The organism is Pacificoceanicola algae (assembly GCF_049341065.1).
Lineage (GTDB): Bacteria > Pseudomonadota > Alphaproteobacteria > Rhodobacterales > Rhodobacteraceae > Pacificoceanicola.
Map to the genome: position 1 here is coordinate 34,193 of NZ_JBMPIX010000014.1, position 20,980 is coordinate 55,172.

At 60.9% G+C, this 20,980-nt stretch carries 21 protein-coding genes; 6 read left to right on the top strand and 15 right to left on the bottom strand.

Annotated features, from left to right (window positions below; translation table 11 throughout):
• Positions 1–239: 239 nt before the first annotated feature.
• Positions 240–752 (top strand): MarR family winged helix-turn-helix transcriptional regulator, encoded by a 513-nt coding sequence (locus ACOYQJ_RS17775; RefSeq protein WP_422907343.1) that lies wholly within the window; start codon positions 240–242, stop codon positions 750–752.
• On the opposite strand, the gene ACOYQJ_RS17780 is transcribed toward ACOYQJ_RS17775, so the two are convergent.
• Genes ACOYQJ_RS17780 through ACOYQJ_RS17795 form a run of 4 tightly spaced genes read right to left on the bottom strand, consistent with a single transcriptional unit; the run spans position 731 to position 5,440 of the window.
• Positions 731–2,242: a malonate--CoA ligase gene (locus ACOYQJ_RS17780; RefSeq protein ID WP_422907344.1), complete on the bottom strand. Its 1,512-nt coding sequence runs from the start codon at positions 2,240–2,242 to the stop codon at positions 731–733. The genes ACOYQJ_RS17775 and ACOYQJ_RS17780 overlap by 22 nt on opposite strands.
• Positions 2,243–2,302: 60 nt before the next feature.
• Positions 2,303–3,220, bottom strand: coding sequence for a response regulator (locus ACOYQJ_RS17785; RefSeq protein ID WP_422907345.1), 918 nt, complete (start codon positions 3,218–3,220; stop codon positions 2,303–2,305).
• Positions 3,221–3,238: 18 nt separating this feature from the next.
• Positions 3,239–4,900 (bottom strand): PAS domain-containing sensor histidine kinase, encoded by a 1,662-nt coding sequence (locus tag ACOYQJ_RS17790; RefSeq protein WP_422907346.1) that lies wholly within the window; start codon positions 4,898–4,900, stop codon positions 3,239–3,241.
• 21 nt (positions 4,901–4,921) lie between these two features.
• Complete coding sequence (locus ACOYQJ_RS17795; RefSeq protein ID WP_422907347.1) at positions 4,922–5,440, bottom strand: putative pterin-binding protein; 519 nt, start codon at positions 5,438–5,440, stop codon at positions 4,922–4,924.
• A gap of 217 nt (positions 5,441–5,657) precedes the next feature.
• On the opposite strand from ACOYQJ_RS17795, the gene ACOYQJ_RS17800 reads away from it, so the two are divergent.
• The 4 genes from ACOYQJ_RS17800 to ACOYQJ_RS17815 all read left to right on the top strand — a co-directional run bounded on the left by ACOYQJ_RS17800 (position 5,658) and on the right by ACOYQJ_RS17815 (position 8,710).
• Entirely contained in the window at positions 5,658–6,257 is a 600-nt protein-coding gene (locus ACOYQJ_RS17800; RefSeq protein ID WP_422907348.1) for a response regulator, read from the top strand.
• Positions 6,258–6,485: 228 nt separating this feature from the next.
• A complete protein-coding gene (locus ACOYQJ_RS17805; RefSeq protein WP_422907349.1) occupies positions 6,486–7,322 on the top strand; it encodes an amidohydrolase family protein in 837 nt (278 codons plus the stop codon).
• 22 nt (positions 7,323–7,344) lie between these two features.
• Entirely contained in the window at positions 7,345–8,307 is a 963-nt protein-coding gene (locus ACOYQJ_RS17810) for an aldo/keto reductase (RefSeq protein WP_422907350.1), read from the top strand.
• 64 nt (positions 8,308–8,371) lie between these two features.
• The gene (locus ACOYQJ_RS17815; RefSeq protein ID WP_422907351.1) at positions 8,372–8,710 is read left to right on the top strand and encodes a RidA family protein; all 339 of its coding nucleotides are present in this window, start codon (positions 8,372–8,374) and stop codon (positions 8,708–8,710) included.
• A 56-nt stretch (positions 8,711–8,766) separates the two neighbouring features.
• On the opposite strand, the gene hpaH is transcribed toward ACOYQJ_RS17815, so the two are convergent.
• From hpaH to ACOYQJ_RS17850, 7 genes are read right to left on the bottom strand one after another with little or no spacing between them, the layout of a single operon-like run.
• The gene (gene hpaH, locus ACOYQJ_RS17820) at positions 8,767–9,567 is read right to left on the bottom strand and encodes a 2-oxo-hept-4-ene-1,7-dioate hydratase (RefSeq protein WP_422907352.1); all 801 of its coding nucleotides are present in this window, start codon (positions 9,565–9,567) and stop codon (positions 8,767–8,769) included.
• Entirely contained in the window at positions 9,564–10,430 is an 867-nt protein-coding gene (locus ACOYQJ_RS17825; protein ID WP_422907403.1) for a fumarylacetoacetate hydrolase family protein, read from the bottom strand. The genes hpaH and ACOYQJ_RS17825 overlap by 4 nt, the downstream gene beginning before the upstream one ends.
• Positions 10,430–11,833 carry a pyridoxal phosphate-dependent decarboxylase family protein gene (locus tag ACOYQJ_RS17830; RefSeq protein ID WP_422907353.1) on the bottom strand — a complete coding sequence of 468 codons (1,404 nt, stop codon included), beginning with the start codon at positions 11,831–11,833 and terminating at the stop codon, positions 10,430–10,432. The genes ACOYQJ_RS17825 and ACOYQJ_RS17830 overlap by 1 nt, the downstream gene beginning before the upstream one ends.
• A gap of 7 nt (positions 11,834–11,840) precedes the next feature.
• Positions 11,841–12,821: a 3,4-dihydroxyphenylacetate 2,3-dioxygenase gene (hpaD, locus tag ACOYQJ_RS17835; protein ID WP_422907354.1), complete on the bottom strand. Its 981-nt coding sequence runs from the start codon at positions 12,819–12,821 to the stop codon at positions 11,841–11,843.
• A gap of 9 nt (positions 12,822–12,830) precedes the next feature.
• Complete coding sequence (gene hpaD, locus ACOYQJ_RS17840) at positions 12,831–13,685, bottom strand: 3,4-dihydroxyphenylacetate 2,3-dioxygenase (RefSeq protein WP_422907355.1); 855 nt, start codon at positions 13,683–13,685, stop codon at positions 12,831–12,833.
• 40 nt (positions 13,686–13,725) lie between these two features.
• Positions 13,726–15,234, bottom strand: a complete 1,509-nt coding sequence (hpaE, locus tag ACOYQJ_RS17845; RefSeq protein WP_422907356.1) for a 5-carboxymethyl-2-hydroxymuconate semialdehyde dehydrogenase — start codon at positions 15,232–15,234, stop codon at positions 13,726–13,728.
• A 3-nt stretch (positions 15,235–15,237) separates the two neighbouring features.
• The gene (locus ACOYQJ_RS17850) at positions 15,238–15,621 is read right to left on the bottom strand and encodes a 5-carboxymethyl-2-hydroxymuconate isomerase (protein WP_422907357.1); all 384 of its coding nucleotides are present in this window, start codon (positions 15,619–15,621) and stop codon (positions 15,238–15,240) included.
• Between the two features lie 110 nt (positions 15,622–15,731).
• On the opposite strand from ACOYQJ_RS17850, the gene ACOYQJ_RS17855 reads away from it, so the two are divergent.
• On the top strand, positions 15,732–16,181 hold the full coding sequence (locus ACOYQJ_RS17855; RefSeq protein WP_422907358.1) for a MarR family transcriptional regulator: 450 nt from the start codon (positions 15,732–15,734) through the stop codon (positions 16,179–16,181).
• Here the strand turns inward: ACOYQJ_RS17855 and ACOYQJ_RS17860 are convergent.
• Genes ACOYQJ_RS17860 through ACOYQJ_RS17875 form a run of 4 tightly spaced genes read right to left on the bottom strand, consistent with a single transcriptional unit; the run spans position 16,171 to position 20,955 of the window.
• Positions 16,171–17,403, bottom strand: coding sequence for a Tm-1-like ATP-binding domain-containing protein (locus tag ACOYQJ_RS17860; RefSeq protein WP_422907359.1), 1,233 nt, complete (start codon positions 17,401–17,403; stop codon positions 16,171–16,173). The two genes, ACOYQJ_RS17855 and ACOYQJ_RS17860, sit on opposite strands and share 11 nt — an antisense overlap.
• Positions 17,400–18,884: an aldehyde dehydrogenase gene (locus ACOYQJ_RS17865; protein WP_422907360.1), complete on the bottom strand. Its 1,485-nt coding sequence runs from the start codon at positions 18,882–18,884 to the stop codon at positions 17,400–17,402. Before ACOYQJ_RS17865 ends, ACOYQJ_RS17860 begins: the two co-directional genes overlap by 4 nt.
• 4 nt (positions 18,885–18,888) lie before the next feature.
• Positions 18,889–20,412 carry a tripartite tricarboxylate transporter permease gene (locus ACOYQJ_RS17870; protein WP_422907361.1) on the bottom strand — a complete coding sequence of 508 codons (1,524 nt, stop codon included), beginning with the start codon at positions 20,410–20,412 and terminating at the stop codon, positions 18,889–18,891.
• A gap of 9 nt (positions 20,413–20,421) precedes the next feature.
• Positions 20,422–20,955 (bottom strand): tripartite tricarboxylate transporter TctB family protein, encoded by a 534-nt coding sequence (locus ACOYQJ_RS17875; RefSeq protein ID WP_422907362.1) that lies wholly within the window; start codon positions 20,953–20,955, stop codon positions 20,422–20,424.
• Between the last annotated feature and the right edge of the window lie 25 nt (positions 20,956–20,980).

Sequence of the window (20,980 nt, forward strand, 5' to 3'; positions counted from 1 at the left end):
AGCATCGCGTCTGTTAGTTCAACAAGCTAAGCAATAAATAGTTCCATCTTTCTGAATTTTTCCAAAACGGCAGTTAAATAGTTAAAAAATGTCAGTGAATCGTGGTGCGTCTTGAAGTTTTTGGTAGGTTTAGCTAAGTAAATTGCATCATGAATATACAAAGTAAGAAAAGTTTCACCCAAGGTTGTCGCCGTAGCCAATCCCGGAGTAAATTGGGATTCCCCAGTCCGGAGTGGCCCATGGACCGTACAGATGAAAGCCTTGTCGCAATCCGCCGCATCATGCGCGCAACCGAACTTTATGGTCGCCGTCTGGCGCATGAAGCGGGGCTGACGGCCGTGCAGCTGCGGGTGTTGCAGATCGTTGCCGAAAAGGGGCATGCCACCCCGACCGAGATCGCGACACGCATGGGCGTGACGCAGGCCACCATCTCGGCGCTGATCAAGAAACTGGAAAAGCTTGGGGTGCTTGAACGCAAGCGCTCAGAAGTGGATCGTCGGCAAACCAACCTTCAGATCACCGATCTGGGCCGGGAAAAGGTGAAGGGCGCGCCGGATGCCTTGCAGCAGCGCTATGTCAAACAGTTCGAGGCGATGGAGGACTGGGAGCAGTCCATGATGGTGGCTATCCTCGAAAAGGTTGCCGCTATGCTCGACGCCGAGGAAATCGACGCGTCCCCAGTGCTGTCGGTGGGCGAGATCATTCCGCTCACCCCGGAAGGCACCGCAAGTCAGCCGGTGAACAAATCCTGAAAGCTGTCGCGTAAGATGTTCTTCTGCACCTTGCCCATGGTATTGCGGGGCAGGGCGTCCACCATGATAATCCGCTTGGGATGCTTGAAGCGTGCCAGCGATTTTTCGATGGCCGCCGTGATCTTCTCCAGATCAGGCGCGGCCTCTTTTTCTGCGACCAGAACAGCCACGGGGCTTTCCCCGAAATCAGGATGCGGGACGCCAAAGACCGCGCTTTCCAGAACCCCCGGCTGATCATCCAGCAGGCTTTCGATTTCCTTTGGATAGATGTTGTAGCCGCCCGAAATAACCAGATCCTTGCCGCGCCCGACAATCGTCACATAGCCGTCGGCGCCCTGTGTCGCCAGATCGCCCGTGATGAAGAAACCATCGGGGCGCAATTCTTCTGCGGTCTTTTCCGGCATCTGCCAGTAGCCCTTGAAGACATTGGGGCCGCGCACTTCGAGTATGCCGATCTCGTCGCGCGGCAGTTCCTGCCCCTGATCGTCACAGACCTTCACCTCGACCCCCGGAAGCGGCAGGCCGACAGTCCCCGCACGGCGCTCGCCGTCGTAGGGGTTGGAGGTGTTCATATTGGTTTCGGTCATGCCATAGCGTTCAAGGATGCGGTGACCGGTGCGGGCCTCGAACTGGCGGTGGGTTTCGGCCAGCAAAGGCGCCGAGCCCGAGATGAACAGCCGCATATTGGCGCTGGCGGTGCGGTCAAAACCGGGCTCGTCCAGAAGCCGGGTGTAGAAGGTCGGAACCCCCATCAATGTGGTCGCGCGCGGCATCCAGTCCAGCAGGGCCTTTGGGTCCAGTTTCGGGAAGAACACCATCGACGCCCCGGCGGCGAGGATCACATTCGTGGCTACAAACAGCCCGTGCGTGTGAAAGATCGGCAGCGCGTGCAGCAGCACGTCCGAGCTGTCAAACCGCCAGTGGTCAACCAATGTCAGCGCGTTGGACAGCAGGTTGTTCTGCGTCAGCATCGCGCCCTTGGAGCGCCCGGTGGTGCCCGAGGTATACAGAAACGCGGCCAGATCGTCCGGCCCGCGCGGCTCGGTCGCGAAGTGGCCGGGCAGGGTGTCGGCAAGGCGTGCAAGCGTGCCATCCCCGTTCGCCCCCAGTGTCTGGAGTGTTGCGCCCGCCTGCAATGCGACAGGGGTCAGCGCATCAGCCTTGGCCGGATCGCAGACCAGTAGGCGCGCGCCACTGTTTTCAACGAAATAGGCAATTTCATCGGCGGTATAGCCGGTGTTCAGTGGCAAGAACACGATGCCCGCTTGAATGCAGCCGAAAATCAGCGCCAGCGCGTCGGCGGATTTTTCGACCTGAAGCGCCAGCCGGTCTCCGGGGTGAAGCCCCGACATGCGGGCTGCTCCGGCGAATTGCGCGACTCTTTGGGTGAACTGCGCATAGCTGATCCGTGTGCCATCCGGCAGGTGCAGGAAGGGCGCCGGATTGTCCGCCTGAGCGCCAAGCAAGTGGTCATAAAGAGTGTTGGTCATCGCACATATCCTAGCCGCATGGTTAGGAAATAGACCACGGCGCGCGGACATGCAAAAGCGCTAATTCGTCGGCATCTCGTCCACCAGAAGGCCTGCATCCTTCAGGGCCATTCGGGTTTCGCGCCAGCAGCCGCGCGCCTCGTCCATCAACTGATCCAGCGTCTGAGGTGTTGCGACCTCGCTTTGCCATTCAATGTCTTGAAGGCGGCGTGTCAGCTGCATCGCGCCGACCACCCCCGCCGAACCTGCCAACCTGTGCGCCTCGAGGCTCAGGGTGTCATGGTCGGGCATCGGGGCGCCGGGCGACAGGAGGGCGTTCATTTCATCGGCAAAGCTGTGCAGCGTGGCTTGGAAGCGATCCTCGGAAAGGCTGTCTTGCAGGGCGCGCAGATGGTCGGCGTCAAGAATCACGTTGCTACACGACGAAGGAGTGACCCGAATGTGGTCGGGCGCGGCTTCATTGATTGCTGCGTGCAGCACGCCCCGCAATGCGTCCCGTGAGATCGGCTTCACGAGGGCCTCGCACATTCCGGCACGGCAAAAAGCTTCAAGCTCATCGGGAAGGGCATGGGCCGTGGTGGCGATCATCGGCGTTTTTGCGTTCGGCCCGCCGCCGTTGCGAATATTGCGTGTGGCGGTCAGCCCATCCATGCCCGGCATGGAGATGTCCATTAGTATGATGTCAAAAGCCTTCGCCTCGGCAGTTTCCACCCCTTCGACGCCGTCAAAGGCCTCGGTCACGTGGTGCCCGTCGCTTTCCAACATCCGCCTCAGGATCAGGCGGTTGACGGCATTGTCTTCGACGATCAGCACATTCAGCGGATCAATGGCGCTTTGCCGGGCTTTCACGTTGGTTTCGGCGCTGTCCTCCAGGCGGGCACGACCTGCTGGCGGAGCAAGGGGCAGGCGCAACCAAAAGACGCTGCCATCGCCGGGCTCACTTTCGGCGCCCAGTTCTCCGCCAAGCGCCTTTGCCAACCGCCTTGAAATACCCAGTCATAGCCCCGTGCCCATGGTGCGCCGTTGATAGGACGTATCGACGGTGACAAAATCGCCAAAAATCCGGTCAAGATCCTCTTCGTCAATGCCAATGCCGCTGTCAATTACCCGAATTTCGACCTCGTCCAGTCCGTTTTCACAGTCGATCTCAATCTTGATGCGGCCGTTCTGGGTGAATTTGATTGCGTTGCTCAGCAGGTTCAGCAGCACCTGCCGCAAACGCTCGGGGTCGGTGTAAACGTCGTGCAGCAGTGGGCTGGGAGGAGCAAGACCAAGCGTGTTGCCTTGCGTGGCCGCGGCGCCCAACTGGCTGTCGATGACCTCGTTGACAAGGCTCACAAGATCAAAGCGGCGTTTGTCGATTTGCATCTTGTTGGCATCAAGCCGTGAGATGTCCAACACGCTGTTGACCTGATCCAGCAACATGTTCGCGGATTTGCGGACAATGCCCAGATAGCGCGCCTGACGCGGGTCAAAGCCTTTCAGGCCCATCAAATCCAGCGTGCCAAGAATGCCGTTGAGCGGGGTGCGCATCTCGTGACTCATGACGGCCAGAAGCTGAGCCTTGGATTTCTCGCCAGCAATTGCGCGGTCGCGAGCGCTGCGCAACTCGGTTTCTGCGGCCAACCGGTCCGAGATGTCGCGGATGAAGGCCACGAACAATTCACCCTGCGGGGTCATGGCGCTGGAACGCGAGATTTCGATTGGGAAAAGGGTGCCGTCTTTGCGAACCGCTTCAAACTGTGACACTTCGCGGTTGACCCTGCGCGTGGCGGAGTTTTTGAGGTGGCGGGCCATCCCCTCAAAATGCGCAGAGCGATACTTCTTGGGTATGATCAATTCTGCCATGTCGGCGCCAATGGCGACTGCGCGCGGATAGCCAAAGATACATTCCGCAGCGCCATTGTAATCGACGATCCGGCCCTCGCGGTTGACGACGATAACGGCGTCGATCGCGGTGGCGATAATGGTTTCCATCCGGCGGCTGATTTCCCGGTTTCGGCGGGATTGCCTTTCACGCAACCGGGCCAGCCTGACGAGGGTAACCAGCAAGACCAGCAGGACCGTCACAAGAACGATTGTCAGCCAGGCGATCCTGAACAATGTGCGCGAGACGCTATTGCGTTGCGCGGCGCTTTTGACGGCATTGTTGGTGATCCCGTCGAGCGACAGGACACGAGTTTGCAAGCGCATCTTGTTTGCGCTCTCGGCCAATTCGGGAAGCTTTGCGCGCAGGGCGTCGTCCGGGCCGTCGATGATCGGAACCCAGCTTTCAAAAAAACTTTCAAGTGCGATCAGGGCCTCTTGGGTCGGCGAAACATATCTCAGCGCCTCGTAGCTGGGACTGGCCTTCAAGACTTCGGTGCGACTGTAGAAGATATCGAACCGGACACGCACTTCATCCAAGGGAAGCGATGGGTCTTTGGCGGCCCTCATTGTCGTCACTTCAAGGCGACTGGCCTCAAGCTCGGCCTGTGTCAATGCCCAGAGCGCGGCTTCGGAGGCCGCCGAGTCAAGACGTTGCAATTGCCGCCTGACGTCCAGAACAAGTGTCAGGATCAGCGCCATGAACAGCACCAGAATCGTTCCGGTCAGCAATGTTTTCAGGCCATAGCCCGTTCGACGGCGGGCAGCAGTGTCCGGGCGATCCTGCGTCATACGGAATCGCAGATCATGGACCTATGGCAAGGCTTCGATGGTATCGAGTTGCCAGATGCTGCGCGCATAATAAACCTCGCTACGGTACTCGGGGTTGTCGTCATAGGGATAGACAATCCACAACGGCCCCTTGTCGCGGACAGACATTTCCTTGCCATTAATTTCATAGGCAATGAGGGCGCCGTCGTCCACTGCATCGTCAAGCGGGATTTCGATCAGGTATTCGTTCAAGGCGCTGGCTTCGAGAGAACCAGAGTTGATCCCAAGGGCTTCCAAAAGCGTGCCCAAGGAAACGCCGCCAAAGTGCTGCACGCCGTCGGTCCAGATCGTAGTGGTTTCGAATTCGGTGCTTGGCAGATCGCGAAGCATTTGCAGATCAAACAACGCTTCCCCGTCGATATTCGTATTGGGGAGGGCACCAAACACCCGCAGTACGACCGGGCCTTCGGGGTGCGGCAGATCAGAGCCGGCGGCGGCGCTGGCGGCCATCCCAAGAACGAGAAGCCCTGCAAGGCAGATCCGATGAAGCTTTTCAATCATACGCATTTCCGGGTCAATTTCGCTGTCAGGGCCGATCACGCGGCATGCCAAAACCTATATCATCCCACATTAACGCGCGAGACACTCTTGTTCTTTATACAATTTGTGCAGAAGCAAAAGGCACCTATTCTTTGGTGTATAGGTTCGACAGGGATGGTCTGCTTGTAAAAATAGGGATAAAAGGGCCTTTCATTTGGACGAGGTTGGTACCCGCGGTATGAGAATTTTGGTAGCAGATGACCACGACCTGGTTCGCGAGACGATAGCCGCCTATCTGGACGCCTCGGATATTGAGGAGGTCGTCACTGTTGCGTCGTTGGAAGATGCGGTTCAGGCCGCTGAAGAAACCGGAAGCTTCGATCTGGTCCTGCTGGATTATTCGATGCCCGGCATGAACGGGTTGGACGGTCTGAGCGAAATGCGTCGCGCCAATTCCGAACGACCGGTTGCTATCCTGTCAGGGACCGCGTCGCGCAGCGTGGCCGAGGCGGCGTTAAAGGCGGGCGCGCAGGGTTTCATCCCCAAGACGCTGGCTGCCAGAAGCCTTTTGACCGCCGCCCGTTTCATGGCCGCCGGTGAGGTTTATGCGCCCTTGGAATTCATGCGTGGCAAAGACCCCGAGACCAGCGTTCTGACGCGGCGCGAAATGGACGTTCTGCGCGGCATTTGCGAAGGCAAGGCCAACAAGGAGATTGCCCGCGATCTCGATCTTCAAGAGGTCACCGTCAAGCTGCACGTCAAGACCCTGAGCCGCAAGCTTGTCGCGCGCAATCGTACCCATGCGGCGATGATCGCCCGGGATCGCGGATTGGTCTGATCGAGGCGGGTTGTATGACCCCCTCCCGTTGAACAATACATTTTCCGCTATGTTGACCGAACTTGAGAAGGCAGCCTTGGCCTCAAGTCCGGTTCGGCAGGTGGCCGAGGGATTCAATTGAATCAAACGAGCGGTCTTGCGACTGTTTGCCAGTGAGCTGATGGGCATCCTTGCGCGCCAGCACAGGATCCCTTGCGCCGCTGGTCATCTACTGGAAGACTGACAGACATGCGCATCGACTCTCATCATCACTTCTGGAACCCGGCCCGCGGCGATTATGGCTGGATGCCGCCGGATGATCCGGTACTGACCCGGCAATATGGACCTGAGGACTTGGCAGCGAGCCTGTCCGCCACCGGCGTTGAAAAGACGGTTCTGGTGCAGGCCGCTCCCTCGGTCGAGGAAACCGAGTACCTTTTGGGAATGGCCGACGCGACGCCCCACGTCGCCGCCGTGGTCGGCTGGATCAACTTCGAGGATCCCGGCCAGCGCGTTGTGTTGGAGCGGTTGGCCAAACATCCCAAATTTGTCGGGGTGCGTCCGATGATCCAGGATTTGCCCGACGACGGCTGGATGCTGCGCGATGATGTGCAGTGGGCCTATGAGGCGCTGATCGATCTGGATCTGACCTTTGACTGTCTCGGCTTTCCGCGGCATCTGTCCAATTTTGCCATGCTCCTGACCCGCTACCCTGATCTTCGCGCTGTGCTCGATCACTGCATGAAACCGCAAATCCGCGACCATTCAGACGACAACCTGCGGTTCTGGGCGGACGGCATGGCCCGTCTGGCGCGGGACACTGGCGCCTATTGCAAGCTTTCTGGGATCGTCACCGAAGCGGATGATGACTGGTCGGACGAGGTTTTGCGCCCCTACACAGATCACGTCTTGCGCAGCTTTGGCGCGGGACGTGTCATGTGGGGCAGTGACTGGCCCGTGGCGCGGCTGCGCTGCGACTATCCTGATTGGCATGCCCAAGCCCAGCGGCTCTGCGCTGATCTCAGCGCTCCGGATCGGGCACGCGTTTTCGGCGATAGCGCGCGCGACTTCTATCGGCTTACCTAACCTCAGGAACAAGGACCGCCCCATGAAACGCGTTAAAATCGGCCAGAGCGGCCTTGAGGTCACCTCGCTTTGTTTCGGCACCTCCGGCCTTGGCGACATGCCCGACACCTATGGGTATTCGGTCAGCGACGCCCGCGCCCATGAAACGGTGCGCGCGATCTTTGACGGGCCGGTGAATTTTCTGGACAGCTCGAACAACTATGGCATGGGCCGGTCCGAGGCCCGCGTGGGCGCGGTCATTCGTGAAAGGGGCGGGCTGCCGGATGGTTTTGTCCTGTCCACCAAACTGGACCGCGACATGGACACCGGCCGCTTTGATGCCGCCCGCGCCCGGCAATCGCTGGAGGAAAGCCTTGAACGCCTCGGCCTCGACAGCATTCCGGTGCTGCATCTGCACGACCCCGAACATGCCCGCGATCTGCAAGAGATTACCGGCGATGGCGGTGCGCTCGATGAGCTGTTCAAGATGAAGGAAGAGGGGCTGACACAGGCGGTGGGTCTTGCCATGGGCAAGCTGGACATGATGTTCCCGATCCTCAAGGCCTATCCCTTTGACACGCTGATCAGCCACAACCGCTATACGCTCTTGAACCGCTCGGCGGATGAGATGTTCGACTATGCGGCGGGGCAGGGCATGGCGATTTTCAACGCCGCGCCTTACGCCGGTGGGGTGCTTGCCAAAGGCAGCGCCGTGATGCCGCGTGTGACCTATCAAAAGGCGGATGATGCGGCGCTGGCCCCGGTTCGCGCGATCGAAGCAATCTGCGCTGAACATGGCATCGCGCCGGGCGCCGTGGCGCTTCAGTTCTCGATGCGCGATCCCCGCATGACTTCGACCGTGGTCGGGGTCTCCAAACCCGAACGCGTACAGCAGACGCTGGACTGGGCCACAGCCGAGATACCCCAAGCGGCGTGGGATGCTTTGGCCGCGCTGGAGTATTCCTCGGAAGATCCCGAAGCCAACCGGGTTTACAAACCGGCCTGAGCGATGGTGGTCATTGCGCCAAGTCTCTGCAATGGTGGGCGCAATCACAGATGGAGGATGGAAGATGATTGAACGGATCGACACCGGCACAAGGATGAGCCAGGTGGTCAAGTACAACGGCGTGGCCTATCTGGCGGGCCAGGTCGGGGAAGGCGCAACCGTGGCCGAGCAGACCCGCGATTGCCTTGCCAATGTCGAGGCAGCGTTGGCCAAGGCGGGATCGTCCAAGGAACAGATGTTGCAGGCGGTGATCTGGCTGGCCGACATGGCGGACTTCGCCGAGATGAACGAAGTCTGGGACGCCTGGGTGCCCGCGGGGCATGCGCCCGCCCGCGCCTGCGGCGAGGCCAAGCTGGCCACGCCGAAATATCTGGTCGAGGTGATTGTCACCGCAGCCTGCTGACCTGCATCGGAGGTGAACAGGGTTCAATCACAAACCCTGTTCACCGACTGCCATCGTCATTCAAAGCGAATATCGACGTTGCCGAAGGGGCCGTAGTCGGCGTGTATGTGGCTCCCGGGCGGGCATTCGATGGGCCGGATGAAGCTGCCCGACAGGATGACCTGTCCCGGCGCGATGGCCTGTCCGTATTGCGCCATCCGCCGCGCCAGCCAAACCACGCTTTCCACCGGATCGTTCAGCACGCCCGCGCCAAGCCCAGTTTCTTCAACCTCGCCGTTGCGGGCGGTGATTGCTCCGACCCATCGCAGATCGAAATCCTCGGGCGCGTGGCGCTGATCGCCCATGACGATTCCGGCGTTGGCGGCATTGTCGCTGATCGTATCAAAGACGTTCCGCACGCGCCCGGTCGCAGGGTCTTTGCGCAGGATGCGCGTATCGAGAATCTCGAGCGCCGGGGCGACATAATCCGTCGCGGCAAGAACCTGTTCGCGGGTGACGGTTTCCCCGGCGATCGGGGACTTCATGACAAAGGCGATCTCGGCCTCGATCCTTGGCTGGATAAAGCGCCCCTTAGGCACTGCGGCGCCATTCGCAAAGATCATGTCATCGAACAGCACGCCCGAATCCGGGATGTCGATCCCCAGCGCGGATTGCATGGCTTTTGAGGTCAGCCCGATCTTCCATCCGATGACGCGTTGCCCGGCCGCCAGTTTGGCCGCCATCAGGGCTGACTGCACGGCATAGGCGTCGTCCATTGTCATGTCCGGATGGCGAAGCGACAAAAGCCCGATCTGCGCGCCCGACTGTTCCGCGCTCAGCAAATCGGCGGCGGCCTGTTGGTGCTGCTCCGGAGTCATAGCACTTCGTCCTGAACGGTGTTGCGCAGAGTGCCGATGCCTTCGACGGTGATCTCTACCACATCGCCGGGCACCAGATAACGCGGCGGATCAAACCGGGCGCCTGCGCCTGTGGGCGTACCGGTGACGATGATATCGCCGGGATTGAGCGTGGTGAAGGTCGAGATATAGGCGATCTCTTCGCGCACGGGAAACATCATCCGGTCCAGCGTATCGTCCTGCCGGACCTCGCCGTTCACGCGGGTGACGATGCGCGCGGCGTCCAGTTGCGCGGGGTTTGTGAAGGGCACCAGCCAAGGCCCCATGGCCCCCGAATTGTCCCAGTTCTTGCCTTGGGTCACGTTGAATTTGGCGTGGCGCACCCAGTCGCGGATCGTGCCTTCGTTGCACAGGGTCAGCGCGGCGATGTGGTCGTAGGCGTATTCGGGTTTGATCCGGCGTCCACCTTTGCCAATCACCACGGCGATCTCGCCCTCGTAATCCAGAGTGTGGTTTTCTGGCGGGCGGATCAGCGGGCGGTCGTGGCCGGTAAAGCTGCTGGCGAACCGCGGGAACAGCGACATATGTTTGGGCTGGGCGCTGCCGTCTTTGTATTCCGCGTTGCGGTCGGGAAAGTTGACGCCAACGCACAGGATCTTGCCGGGATTGGGGATCGGCATCTCGAGCTGGATTTGATCCAGCGCATGGTCATTCGCGCGCCCCGCGCCTTGCAGGAACACCTCTTTCAGCGCACCTGCTTCGATCACGTCACGCAGGCTGGGGTACTGGGGGTTGGCGCGGCTCAGATCAATGACGCCATCGCCGGTGTGCAACCCGTATCCCGGCTGGCCGTTGTGGCTGAAACTGACAAAGTGGGGGGACATCATGGCAGGCGCCTCGCGATTTCTGTGATTGTGTCAAAGGCCGTCAGGGCGTCTTGTTCTTCCATGCCAAAGGCCCCGGCCTGAAAGCGGATGACAGTCTGCCCGTCCACCTTGGTTTGCGTCAGATAGATGCGGCCATCAGCGTTGATCGCCTCGACCAAGGCCAGATTGTGGGCGTCGTCACCGCTGTGGCGAAAGGTGAACAGCGACAGGATCGGTTGCGTTATGATCTCAAAGTCTGGTTCCGCCACAAGGCGCTTCGCCACGCCCCGTGACCAGGCGACATGATTGCGGATCATCGCGCGCAACCCTTCAAGTCCATAGCTGCGGATCAGGAACCAAAGCTTGAGCGCGCGGAAACGGCGGCCCAAGGGGATCGACCATTCCGAATAGTCTGTCACCTCGTCCTGTCCCAGCGTCTTGAGATATTCCGGCCGGATCGCCAGCGTTTGGCGCAGTGCGTCCGGGTCGCGTATGAAATGCGCCGAACAATCGAACTGCGCGCCAAGCCATTTATGCGGGTTGAACACCACGCTATCGGCGCGCTCGATCCCTTGCCACAGGGCGCGGTGTTCGGGGCAGATCATGGCGGCTCCGGCCCATGCGGCATCGACATGGAAATACAGGTTTTCAGCCCGCGCAATCGCAGCCAGTGCGGCGATGTCATCGCATGCCCCCATGCCCGTGGCCCCTGTCACGCCGATCAGACCGGCAGGCAGATGGCCCGCAGCACGGTCCGCTGCAATGGCAGCCTTCAGGGCCTCGGTGTCCATGCGGCGCAGCGGATCGCCCTCGACCACGGGGATCTTGATCAGGTTGTCCTGCCCGATCCCCGATACCCAAGCGGCCCGGTCGATCGAGGTGTGCACCTGATCCGAGCAATAGATGCGCGGAGTGGGTCCTCCCGACAGCCCCTTTTGGTTGCCTTGCCAGTTCAGCGCCTTTTCACGCATGACCAGTACAGCAGCCAGCGTGGCAGACGACGCGCTGTCCTGAATGACGCCGGTAAAGTCGCCCGGCAGGCCGATGCTCTGGCGAAGCCAGTCCATCATGCGCGTTTCCATCTCGGTCGCCGCTGGAGAGGTTTGCCAGAGCATGCATTGCGGCGCCAGTGTGGTGACCAGCATCTCGGCCAGCATCGAGGGCGGCGCGGCATTTGCCGGGAAATAGGCAAAGAAGCGCGGGTGCTGCCAGTGGGTCAGGCCCGGCATCACGATACGCTCAAAGTCCTGCATGATCTGCTCCATCGCCTCGGGCGTTTCCGGCGGCGCAGGGGGCAGTTGGGCGATGATCTCGCCGGGTTTGATAGCAGGGCGCACGGGTCGGCTGCGCAGTGTTTTGTGATAGTCAGCCCCGAAGGCTGCGATTTTGCTGCCCCAGAGGGCGAAGTCATCCCAGTTCATTTGAACCTCATGGCGCTATGATGGGGGTGGCTTTGAGCGCGCTTTCAACGGGCTCTGCCCCGTCAAAAAGCGAGCCTTCTTCGAACCACGAGCGCGGGGCGGGGGCGCCCCAAAGGGTCTGGCGCTGCGGATCCTTGAGATCCCATTTGATGGGTTCAAGATCGGGGTCAACGGTTTGATAGTCCGAGCAGTAGATCTCGATCCTGTGGCCATCCGGGTCGCGGATATATAGGAAAAACGCGTTCGAGATGCCGTGCCGCCCTGGCCCGCGTTCCACCGAAGCCAGCCAGCCTGTGGTGCTCATCAGATCAAGCAGATCGATGATGTTCAGTGGCGTCGGCACCCAGAAGGCGGTGTGATGCAGGCGCGGGCCAAGGCCGTTGGTAAAGGCCACATCATGCACGCCGCCCTTGCGGTGCATCCACGCCGCCCAGACCTTTTGCGTTTCGGCGTCTTCGGTGTATTCTGTCGTGCGAAAGCCGATCTCGTTATAAAACGCGACGCTGGCATCCACATCGGCGCTGAACATGTTGAAGTGGTCGATGCGCAACGGTTTGACGCCATTGTACAGGCGATATTTCTGGTGGATTGGCGGCAGGCGGTCCATCTTGACGTAGAACTCCAGCGGGATGCCCCAAGGATCGCGGGTGCGCAGGGTGCGGCCCATAAAGGGACGCTTGACCCATTCACAAGGCAGGCCTTTGGACTGGAAAAAAGCCTCGGCCTTGTCCAGATCAGGCTCGTCATACAGCTTGAACCCCAAGACCCCGACACTGGCCGCATCCGCCTGCACCAGTGCGATGCAGTGATGGCCGCGTTCCTCCATGGCGCGCAGATAGATGGTGCTTTCATCCTCATCCGTGACCTGAAGGCCAAGAATGTCGACATAGAATTCGCGCGATTTCGCCAGATCGGTCACGCGGTACTCCACATGGCTGAGCCGGACGATGTTGAAGGGCGGATAAAGGACGGGGGCAGGGACGGGCATCTTGTTTTCCTATTGAACGGGGAAAATGACATTGGTCTGGCCGGTGCCAGAGCTGGGGAAATAGTCGGTCACGACCTCGCATTTGGCGGTGTATCTGTCCCAGCCAAGCGCGCCATAGAGCATGGCGGTGTCATGCATCGACCCTTCGCCGCAGCAATGGGCGGCGTATTCGGGCAGCATCTTGAGAAAGGTCGCATGATCGCCGCTTTTCCACATCTCCAGAACATGCAGGTCCATCTGTCGATTGAACTCGGAGCTGATGGTAAAGGTGCCGTTGTTGGCGGCATAGTCCTTGTTCGGCCAGATCTTGTGCGAAAGCGAGCCCGAGGCCACCAGCAGCACCTTGTTGTCCGAAGCGTCGACGGCGGCGCGAATTGCCTCGCCGACAATACGGGATTCGGTATGGTCGTGCACCGTGCACCATGCGGCGATCGAGACCACCTTCATCCCGTGTTCGCGGCTCATGAAGCGCAGCGGCACGAGCGAGCCGTATTCCAGCTCAAGACTGTCGAGATGATGGGCCAGCGTATAGGCGCCGCGATCCGAGGCCTCGGCGGCAATGGCGTCGCCCAGCCCGGGGTTGCCCTGATAATCATAGGGCATGTCCTGAATGAACTGCGGGAATTCGTTCGAGGTGAACAGCCCGTGAAAGCGGTGGTTGGCGTTGATGTGAAAGCCTGCGTTGATCACCCAATGGGTGTCACAGATCACCACCGTATCCGCCCCCAACGTCTTGGCGCGGCGGGCGATTTCCAGATGGCCGTCGATGGCCGCCTGCCGTTTGCCTTTGATCGGGCCGTCCTGTTCAGACATGAGCATGGTCGGCACGTGGGTCATCTTGGCGGCGAGAACGATCTCTCCCATAGTCTTTCCTCCCTTGGGGTTGTGCGCGTTTCCCTTGGGGTCAGGCGCCAAGGCGCGTGATCTTGTGCTGACCGGTGGCAAAGCCGATGTGTTTTTGCTCCATGTAGAACTCGAACGACCAATCCCCGCCGTCGCGGCCAATGCCGCTGGATTTCACCCCGCCGAAAGGCGTGGGCAAGTGGCGGACGTTTTCGCTGTTCACCCAGATCATCCCGGCCTCAAGCTTATCTGTAAAGCGCAGAGCGCGTGTCAGGTCGTTGGTCCAGACATAGCCGGTCAGACCGTACTGCGTGTCATTGGCGATGCTCAGCGCCTCTTCTTCGGTTGTGAAGGGGATCGAGGTGAGGACCGGGCCAAAGATTTCCTCGCGGGCGATGCGCATCGCGTTGTTGGCCCCGGTGAACAGGGTGGGACGGACGTAATAGCCGCTGTCGTCCGGCGTGGTGCCGCCCGCCGCGATGGTTGCGCCATCTTGCTTGGCGATGTCGAAATACGAGGTGACCTTGTCGAAATGGGTCTTGCCGATCAGCGGTCCGATTTCGGTGTTCGGGTCCAGCGGATGGCCCACCTTGATCCTGTTCACACGCTCGACCAGCTTGGCCTCGAATTGCTCGCGGATGGTGTCCTGCACCAGCAGGCGGCTTGAGGATGTGCAGCGCTCGCCGTTGATCGAGTAAATCATGAAGATCACCGCATCCAAGGCGCGCTCCAGATCGGCGTCGTCAAAGACGATGACGGGGTTCTTGCCGCCCAGTTCCAGATGCACGCGTTTGAGCGTATCTGCCCCTTGCTTGGTGATCATACTGCCCGTGCGGCTTTCTCCGACAAAGGCGATGGCGCGGATCAGCGGGTGCTCGGTCAGCGCACGGCCTGCGTCTTCGCCAAAGCCGTTGACAGTGTTGAGCACGCCGGGGGGCAGGCCCGCCTCTTCGGCGATTTCCACCAGAAGGCGCGCCGTAAGAGGGCTGTCCTCGGCCGGTTTATGGACCACGGTGCAGCCTGCGGCCAGTGCCGGGGCGATCTTCCACGTCGATAGCATGAAGGGCGTGTTCCACGGGGTGATCACGCCCACCGGGCCAAGAGGGGTGCGGGTGGTGACGTTCATCAGCGTGGGCGAGGGCAGGCTTTGTCCATCGCGGGCGCTTTCAACCTGGGCGGCGAAATAGCGGAAGTTCTCGGCCCCGCGCAGGGCGGCTTTGGACATGAATTTCCAAGCCTGACCGGTGTCATAACATTCGCACAGGGCGATGTCTTCGGCACGTGCCTCGATGGCCTCGGCGACATTGATCAGGATCTTCTTGCGCTCTTTGGCGGGCATGTCGCGCCATGCCGGAAAGGCGGCGTGGGCGGCCTTCGCGGCGGCATCGATATCCTCGGCGTTGCCGCGTGCCACGTCGCAGATCACCTGTTTGTCGACGGGAGATACGGTCTGGAACCGGCCAGCGCCGCCGTCGGTATCCTGCCCGGCGATGCGATTGGGAATGCCGCGCTTGCGGAAGCGGTCAAGCAGCCTGTCAAGTTTCTTCAGGTTGTCGTCAAGCGTGCTCATGGCTCAGCTCTCCAGATGGTCGCGGATGGTGCCGGTCTTTGGCGAAAGGGCGGGGTCGATATCGCGCATCTCAAGCGAGAGGGCGATGGAATGGGTCTGCATGGCCGTGGCCAGAAAGCTTTTGGCGGCCTCGAAAATCCGCTGCGTCGCGTCTTCCTTGACGTCCTGAGAGCGACCGCCGCGCAGCCGGATCGAAAGGTCGATGAACCCGTGCTTTGGGTTGCCGTCCGCGATGGCATAGTGATCGACGCGGGTGGCACGCACCCGGATGCCCGCCGTGGGAAAGGTCTCGATCCCGGCCGCGCAAGCGCGGATCGCCTCGCAAAAGGCGCCCATGTCCACCACGCCATCAAGATTGCCGGAATACTCTATCTGGAAATGCGGCACGATTCCCCCTCCCAAGGATGAACACTTGCGATGTTAAGTAAATTCAGTGGACAGGGCGAGTCAATGATTTTATTTAACATGGCAAGTTTTTCGCAGGAGCGTTCATTCAGATGACCAAGCCGCCCAAGCTGCCAGAGACCGAAAGGTCGTTGCCCATCGCCTTGATGCGCGCGCGTGAGAATATCATGGGGCCGATCCGCCGCATGCTGTCGGACACCGGCGTGACCGAACAACAGTGGCGGGTGTTGCGGGTTCTGGCGGAAAGCAGCCCGATGGACGCCAGCCATGTGGCCGAACGCGCCTGTCTGCTGCTGTCCAGCCTGACGCGTATCGCGCGGGGAATGGCCGACAAGGGCTTGATCCGCACCGCCCAAGACCCGCGTGACCGACGTCGCCAGATGCTGGAGATCACCGAGTCCGGTCAGAAAATGATCGACGACAACCACGCGCATGCGGCGCAGATCGTCGAAGGGTTCAAGGCACGACTGGGTAACGAGGATTACGAGTACTTGCTTGACCTGCTCGCCACTCTTGCTGCCGACGAGCCGCCTAAGCGCTGATCACGCCCTTGGCCTGCCAGTCATCAAAGACCTTCAGCGCCGCTTCGCTGAAGGCCGCATCGTTGATATGCGCGTCCAGTTCGACCAGCGTGACATTGGCCGGGCAATGGGTGCGCAACTCTTCGACAAAGGCGCTCAAACCTTCGGGATCGGACAGCGGGCCGCCGGGGCGATCCCATTCATTGCCGCCCTGCAAGGGCAGCAAAAAGACCACCGGCCCTTTGGCGGTGGACAGCTTTTCGCACAGGGTGCGCGCCATCTCGCGCCGTTGGTCGGGCGTCATCATGACCGAGGAGAGCAGGCGGTTGTGCGCGTGTACGTCTTGGCCAATCAGCTTGGCGGGGGTGTCCTGCCAGCCGATGAAATCCACAAGGTCATAACAGCCGGGCGCGACGATCTGCGGGATGCCCTTGGCCCCGGCATTGGTCATCCGGTCGGTGCCCGCGTTGATGGAGGAGCCCATCAGGTGATTGCCCACCTCCTGCGGTGCGAAATCCATGACGGCGGCAAAGGCGCCCTCGGACGCAAGGCTTTCAAAGGCGCGTCCGCCCATGCCGGTGGCATGAAAGACCGCCACCTCAAACCCGCGTTGCTCAAGCGCTGGTTTCAGCGTCACCATGTAGCGCAGCACGGTCTTGCCGAAGGAGGTCATGCCAATCAGTGGCCTGTCGCGCCTGGGCGCCTCAACCGCGCGGGCGGCTCCCAGCACCGCACCGGCGGCCTGACTGAGCGAGGCTTTGCAGACCGAGTTCAACCCGTAAAGCCCACCGGCCCAAAGGATCATCTGGATATCGGCGGGCAACCGTTCAGGCGGGATCAAGGGCGAGAAGGAGACCGTCGAGACAATGTATTTTGGCACGCCCAAAGGCAGGGCCGAACACAGGTCCAGCGCCAGATCGGTGCCCATCGTCCCGCCAAGTACAAGCACACCGTCAAAGCGCCCGTCGGCGTGCAGACGCGCCGCCATCCGGGCTGCACCGCGCGCCATGATCTGCATGGCAAGGTTTTCATCCTCGCCGGCGATCGCCGCTTCGATGGAACTGCCGCCCGCTTCGGCCACCTGATGCTTCGAGATGTCGGTGGGCTTTGAGGGATCGCCCAGAACGCTGACATCCATGGTCAGAACCGCGCCGCCCTGCGCCCGCACAACCTCGGCGATATAGGTCAGTTCGGCGTCCTTGGTGTCATAGGTGCCGACGATCAGGATGGTCCGGTCGTTCATAGCTTGATCCACGCGGTTTTCAGGTCGAGATATTTGTCCAGCGCATGCAGCGACTTGTCATGCCCGTTGCCGGATTGCTTCACACCGCCCAAGGGCACCGTGATGTCCGAGCCGCCGTAGGTGTTGACGTGAACGATGCCCGCCTTGATCGCCCGCACCATGCGGTGGGCACGCAACAAGTCCGACGTCCAGACAGCGGCGGCCAGCCCATAGTCAGTGCCGTTGGCGATGCGAATGGCCTCTTCTTCGGTGTCGAAGGGGATCACCGCCAGGACCGGGCCAAAGACCTCGTCCTGCGCAATCCGGTCCGAAGGGGACACGCCCGTGACCAGCGTCGGCTCCATGAAATAGCCGCCGGTGCCCTCCAGAATGCGTGCGCCTCCGGTGATCGCGTGGCCCTGCGCGCGGGCCTCTTCGACAAACTGCAAGTTCTGTTCAAGCTGGCGAAGAGAATTCACCGCGCCCGCCGCAGTTGCCGGGTTCAGCGGATCCCCCACCGGCATGGTTTTCATATAGGCGGTCAGCTCGGCCACGAATTGGTCGTGGATGCTGCGTTCGACCAGCAACCGCGAGCCCGCGACACAGACTTGCCCGGCATTGCGAAAGATGCCCGCCGCCGAGGTCTTGACCGCTTCGGCCAGATCGGGCGCGTCGGCAAAGACGATGTTTGGACTTTTGCCGCCCAGTTCCAGATAAACGCGCTTCAAGTTGGAACGCGCCGAATATTCCAGCAGTCGCCGCCCGGTGGTGCCCGATCCGGTAAAGACCAGAACGTCCACCTCCATCGACAGGGCCAGCACTTCGCCCACAACGGCGCCCAGGCCCGTGACGACATTCAGCACACCGGGCGGCAGACCCGCGTCGAGGCCAAGCTGCGCCATGCGCAGAAGCGTCAGCGAAGCCGTCTCGGCGGGTTTCAGAACCACCGAGTTGCCCGCTGCCAAGGCCGGGGCCAGCTTCCACGCGCCAATCATCAAGGGAAAGTTCCATGGCACAATGGCTCCGACCACGCCCACGGGTTCGCGGTGCACCAACCCAAGGGTGCCGGGGGCGGTTGGGGCGATCTCGCCCGTGATCTTGTCGATCGCTTCGGCGTAATAGCGGATGGTCCCGGCTGCTGACAAAGGCTCGGCCTTAAGGGCCATGCCAATCTCGGTGCCGTTGTCGCGCACGCCAATAACCGCCAGTTCAAGCGCGTTCTCTTCGATCAGCGCGGCCCATTTCAGCAAAACCGCCTTGCGCGCGGCAGGGGCCAGCCCGGACCAGCGGCCATCGTCAAAGGCGCGGCGCGCGGCCTGAGTGGCGGCCTCGACATCGGCGGCGGTGCCCTGCGCGATTGTGGTCAGAACCTTGCCGTTCAGCGGCGAGAGAACCTCCATGATGCCGCCGTCCGAGGCGGGGCAGGACTGGCCGTCAATCAAGTGCTGGGCGGGTGGAATAGGGGCGTCGCGAAGGGCGTCGATACGGTTTTGATCAAACATGGTCTCAGTTCATATGCGTGTCGTGAACGTCATGGTCATGGGCGCTTTCGGGTTGGGCGAGCCGCTTTTCACGGAACAGGCCCCAAAAGTGCAGGACGAGCATGGCGATAATGGCAAAGGCCAGAAAGGCCGCGATGGGGCGGTCGACAAAGTCGAGCGGGGATTTGACCCGCGCCATGGCCGAGCGCAGCTTGGTCTCCATGATGCCGCCCAGAACCATTCCAAGGATGATCGGTACGACCGGAAGGTTCTGCCGTTTCAGGACCAGCCCCAGAACCCCGAAGGCCGAGGCAATGGCGCAATCGCTGACGGAATTGCGCAGCGAATAGACCCCGACAAAGCTGAGCGTCAGGATCACCATGCCCAGGAACCGGGTCGGGATGCGGATCACCCGCAAGATCAGGTTCGACGAGAAGACGACAAAGATCACCACGATCACGTTCAGCAGGATCATCGCGATATACAGTGCATAGACGAAATCCAGCTGGTTCTGGAACAGTTGCGGGCCGGGGATGACGTTGTGCACGTAAAAGACGCTCAGCATCATGGCGGTCAGCGCCTCGCCGGGGATGCCAAGCGCCAACAGGGGGATCATCGCGGCAGCAGGTACGGCGTTGTTGGCGGACTCGGAGGCGACCAGCCCTTCGGGCGAGCCATGGCCGAACAGCTCCGGCGTTTTCGAGGTTTTCTGCGCATAGGTGTAGCTGAGGAACTGCGCGATGAATTCGCCGACACCGGGGATCATCCCCATCAGCACGCCAAAGCCTGACCCGGCGCTGGCCACGCGTTTATGGCGAAAGACCTCGCCCATGGCGCGAAACATGTTGCCCTTGATGGGCTGCGTATCCGGGGCATGTTCGGGGTCGAGCATCAGGATGAAGGCCTGAGAGATGGCAAAAAGGCCAAGCACCACGACGATCAGATCAAAACCTGAGGTCAGGAAATCGTAGCCAAAGGTAAAGCGCATCGTATAGCGCACGGGTTCCAGCCCGACAGTGCCCAGAAAGATGCCAAAAGCGGCCAGCATCCCGGCGGCGAAGGTCTGGCCGCGGTGCGCCAGGATCACCAGCACCACACCCATGAGCGCGGCGAGGAAAATCTCTCGGCTGCCGAACATCGGGGCGATCTTGGCCAGCACGGGGGCCAGCAGGATCAGCGCAATGATCGAGAAGATGCCGCCAAAGAATGAGGCGCCATAGGCCAGCCCCAAGGCGCGCAGGGCCTCGCCCTTTTTGGTCATCGGGTGGCCGTCATAGGTGGTCAGCGCGTTGACTGCGGTGCCGGGCGTGTTGATCAGAATGGCGGGCAGGGCGCCTCCGAACATGGACGAGCCATAGATGCCCAGCAGCATGGTCAGCCCGACAAGCGGATCAAGCGCAAAGGTGGCCGGCAGCAGGATGGCGATGGCGACTGCGGGGCCAACCCCGGGGATCGCGCCGATCAATACGCCGCCAATCGCGCCGATCATCAGGGCAATCAATACGTCAAAGCGCGCCAGCAGTTCGGCGCCAGAAAGCAGAGCGTCCATTCCGACCCCTCAGAAGTAAATCATCATGAAGTTGCGCGCCGCGGCGGGCAGCAATTGATAAACCTCGCCTGCCGGAACCTTGACCTGCAAAAAGGTCTTGAACAACAGCACAACGGCGATCCCGAACAAGGCAGCGGCCCCCAGAACTCTGCGGCTGCGATAGCCCAGCCGAAAGGACAGCAGCGCACAAAACGCAATGGTCGAGGGGAGATAGCCAAGCCATGGAACGGCCTGGACATAGATCATGAACCAGCCAACGTATTCAAAGGCCCGCAGCCAATAGAGCACCTCTGCCAGACGTCCGGGAATGCGTTCGGAGACAGCGGCGCCCAGCAGGTGAAAAGCGCTGAAGACCACCATGGCGGCGATGGCGACGCTGGGCCAGAAGGCGGGGTTCTTGAAGATCCCGTCGCCCTTGGCCCAAGGGGCCTGCGTCGGCAGATGCCACAGCAGGAACAGCGATAACGCCAGAAAGAGCGCCGCAAAGACCATATCGCCCGGGCGGCGATAGCGCTTGAACAGATCCTGAAGGGTCTTTGTCATGGCGTCCTCTGATGTTGTGGTGGCT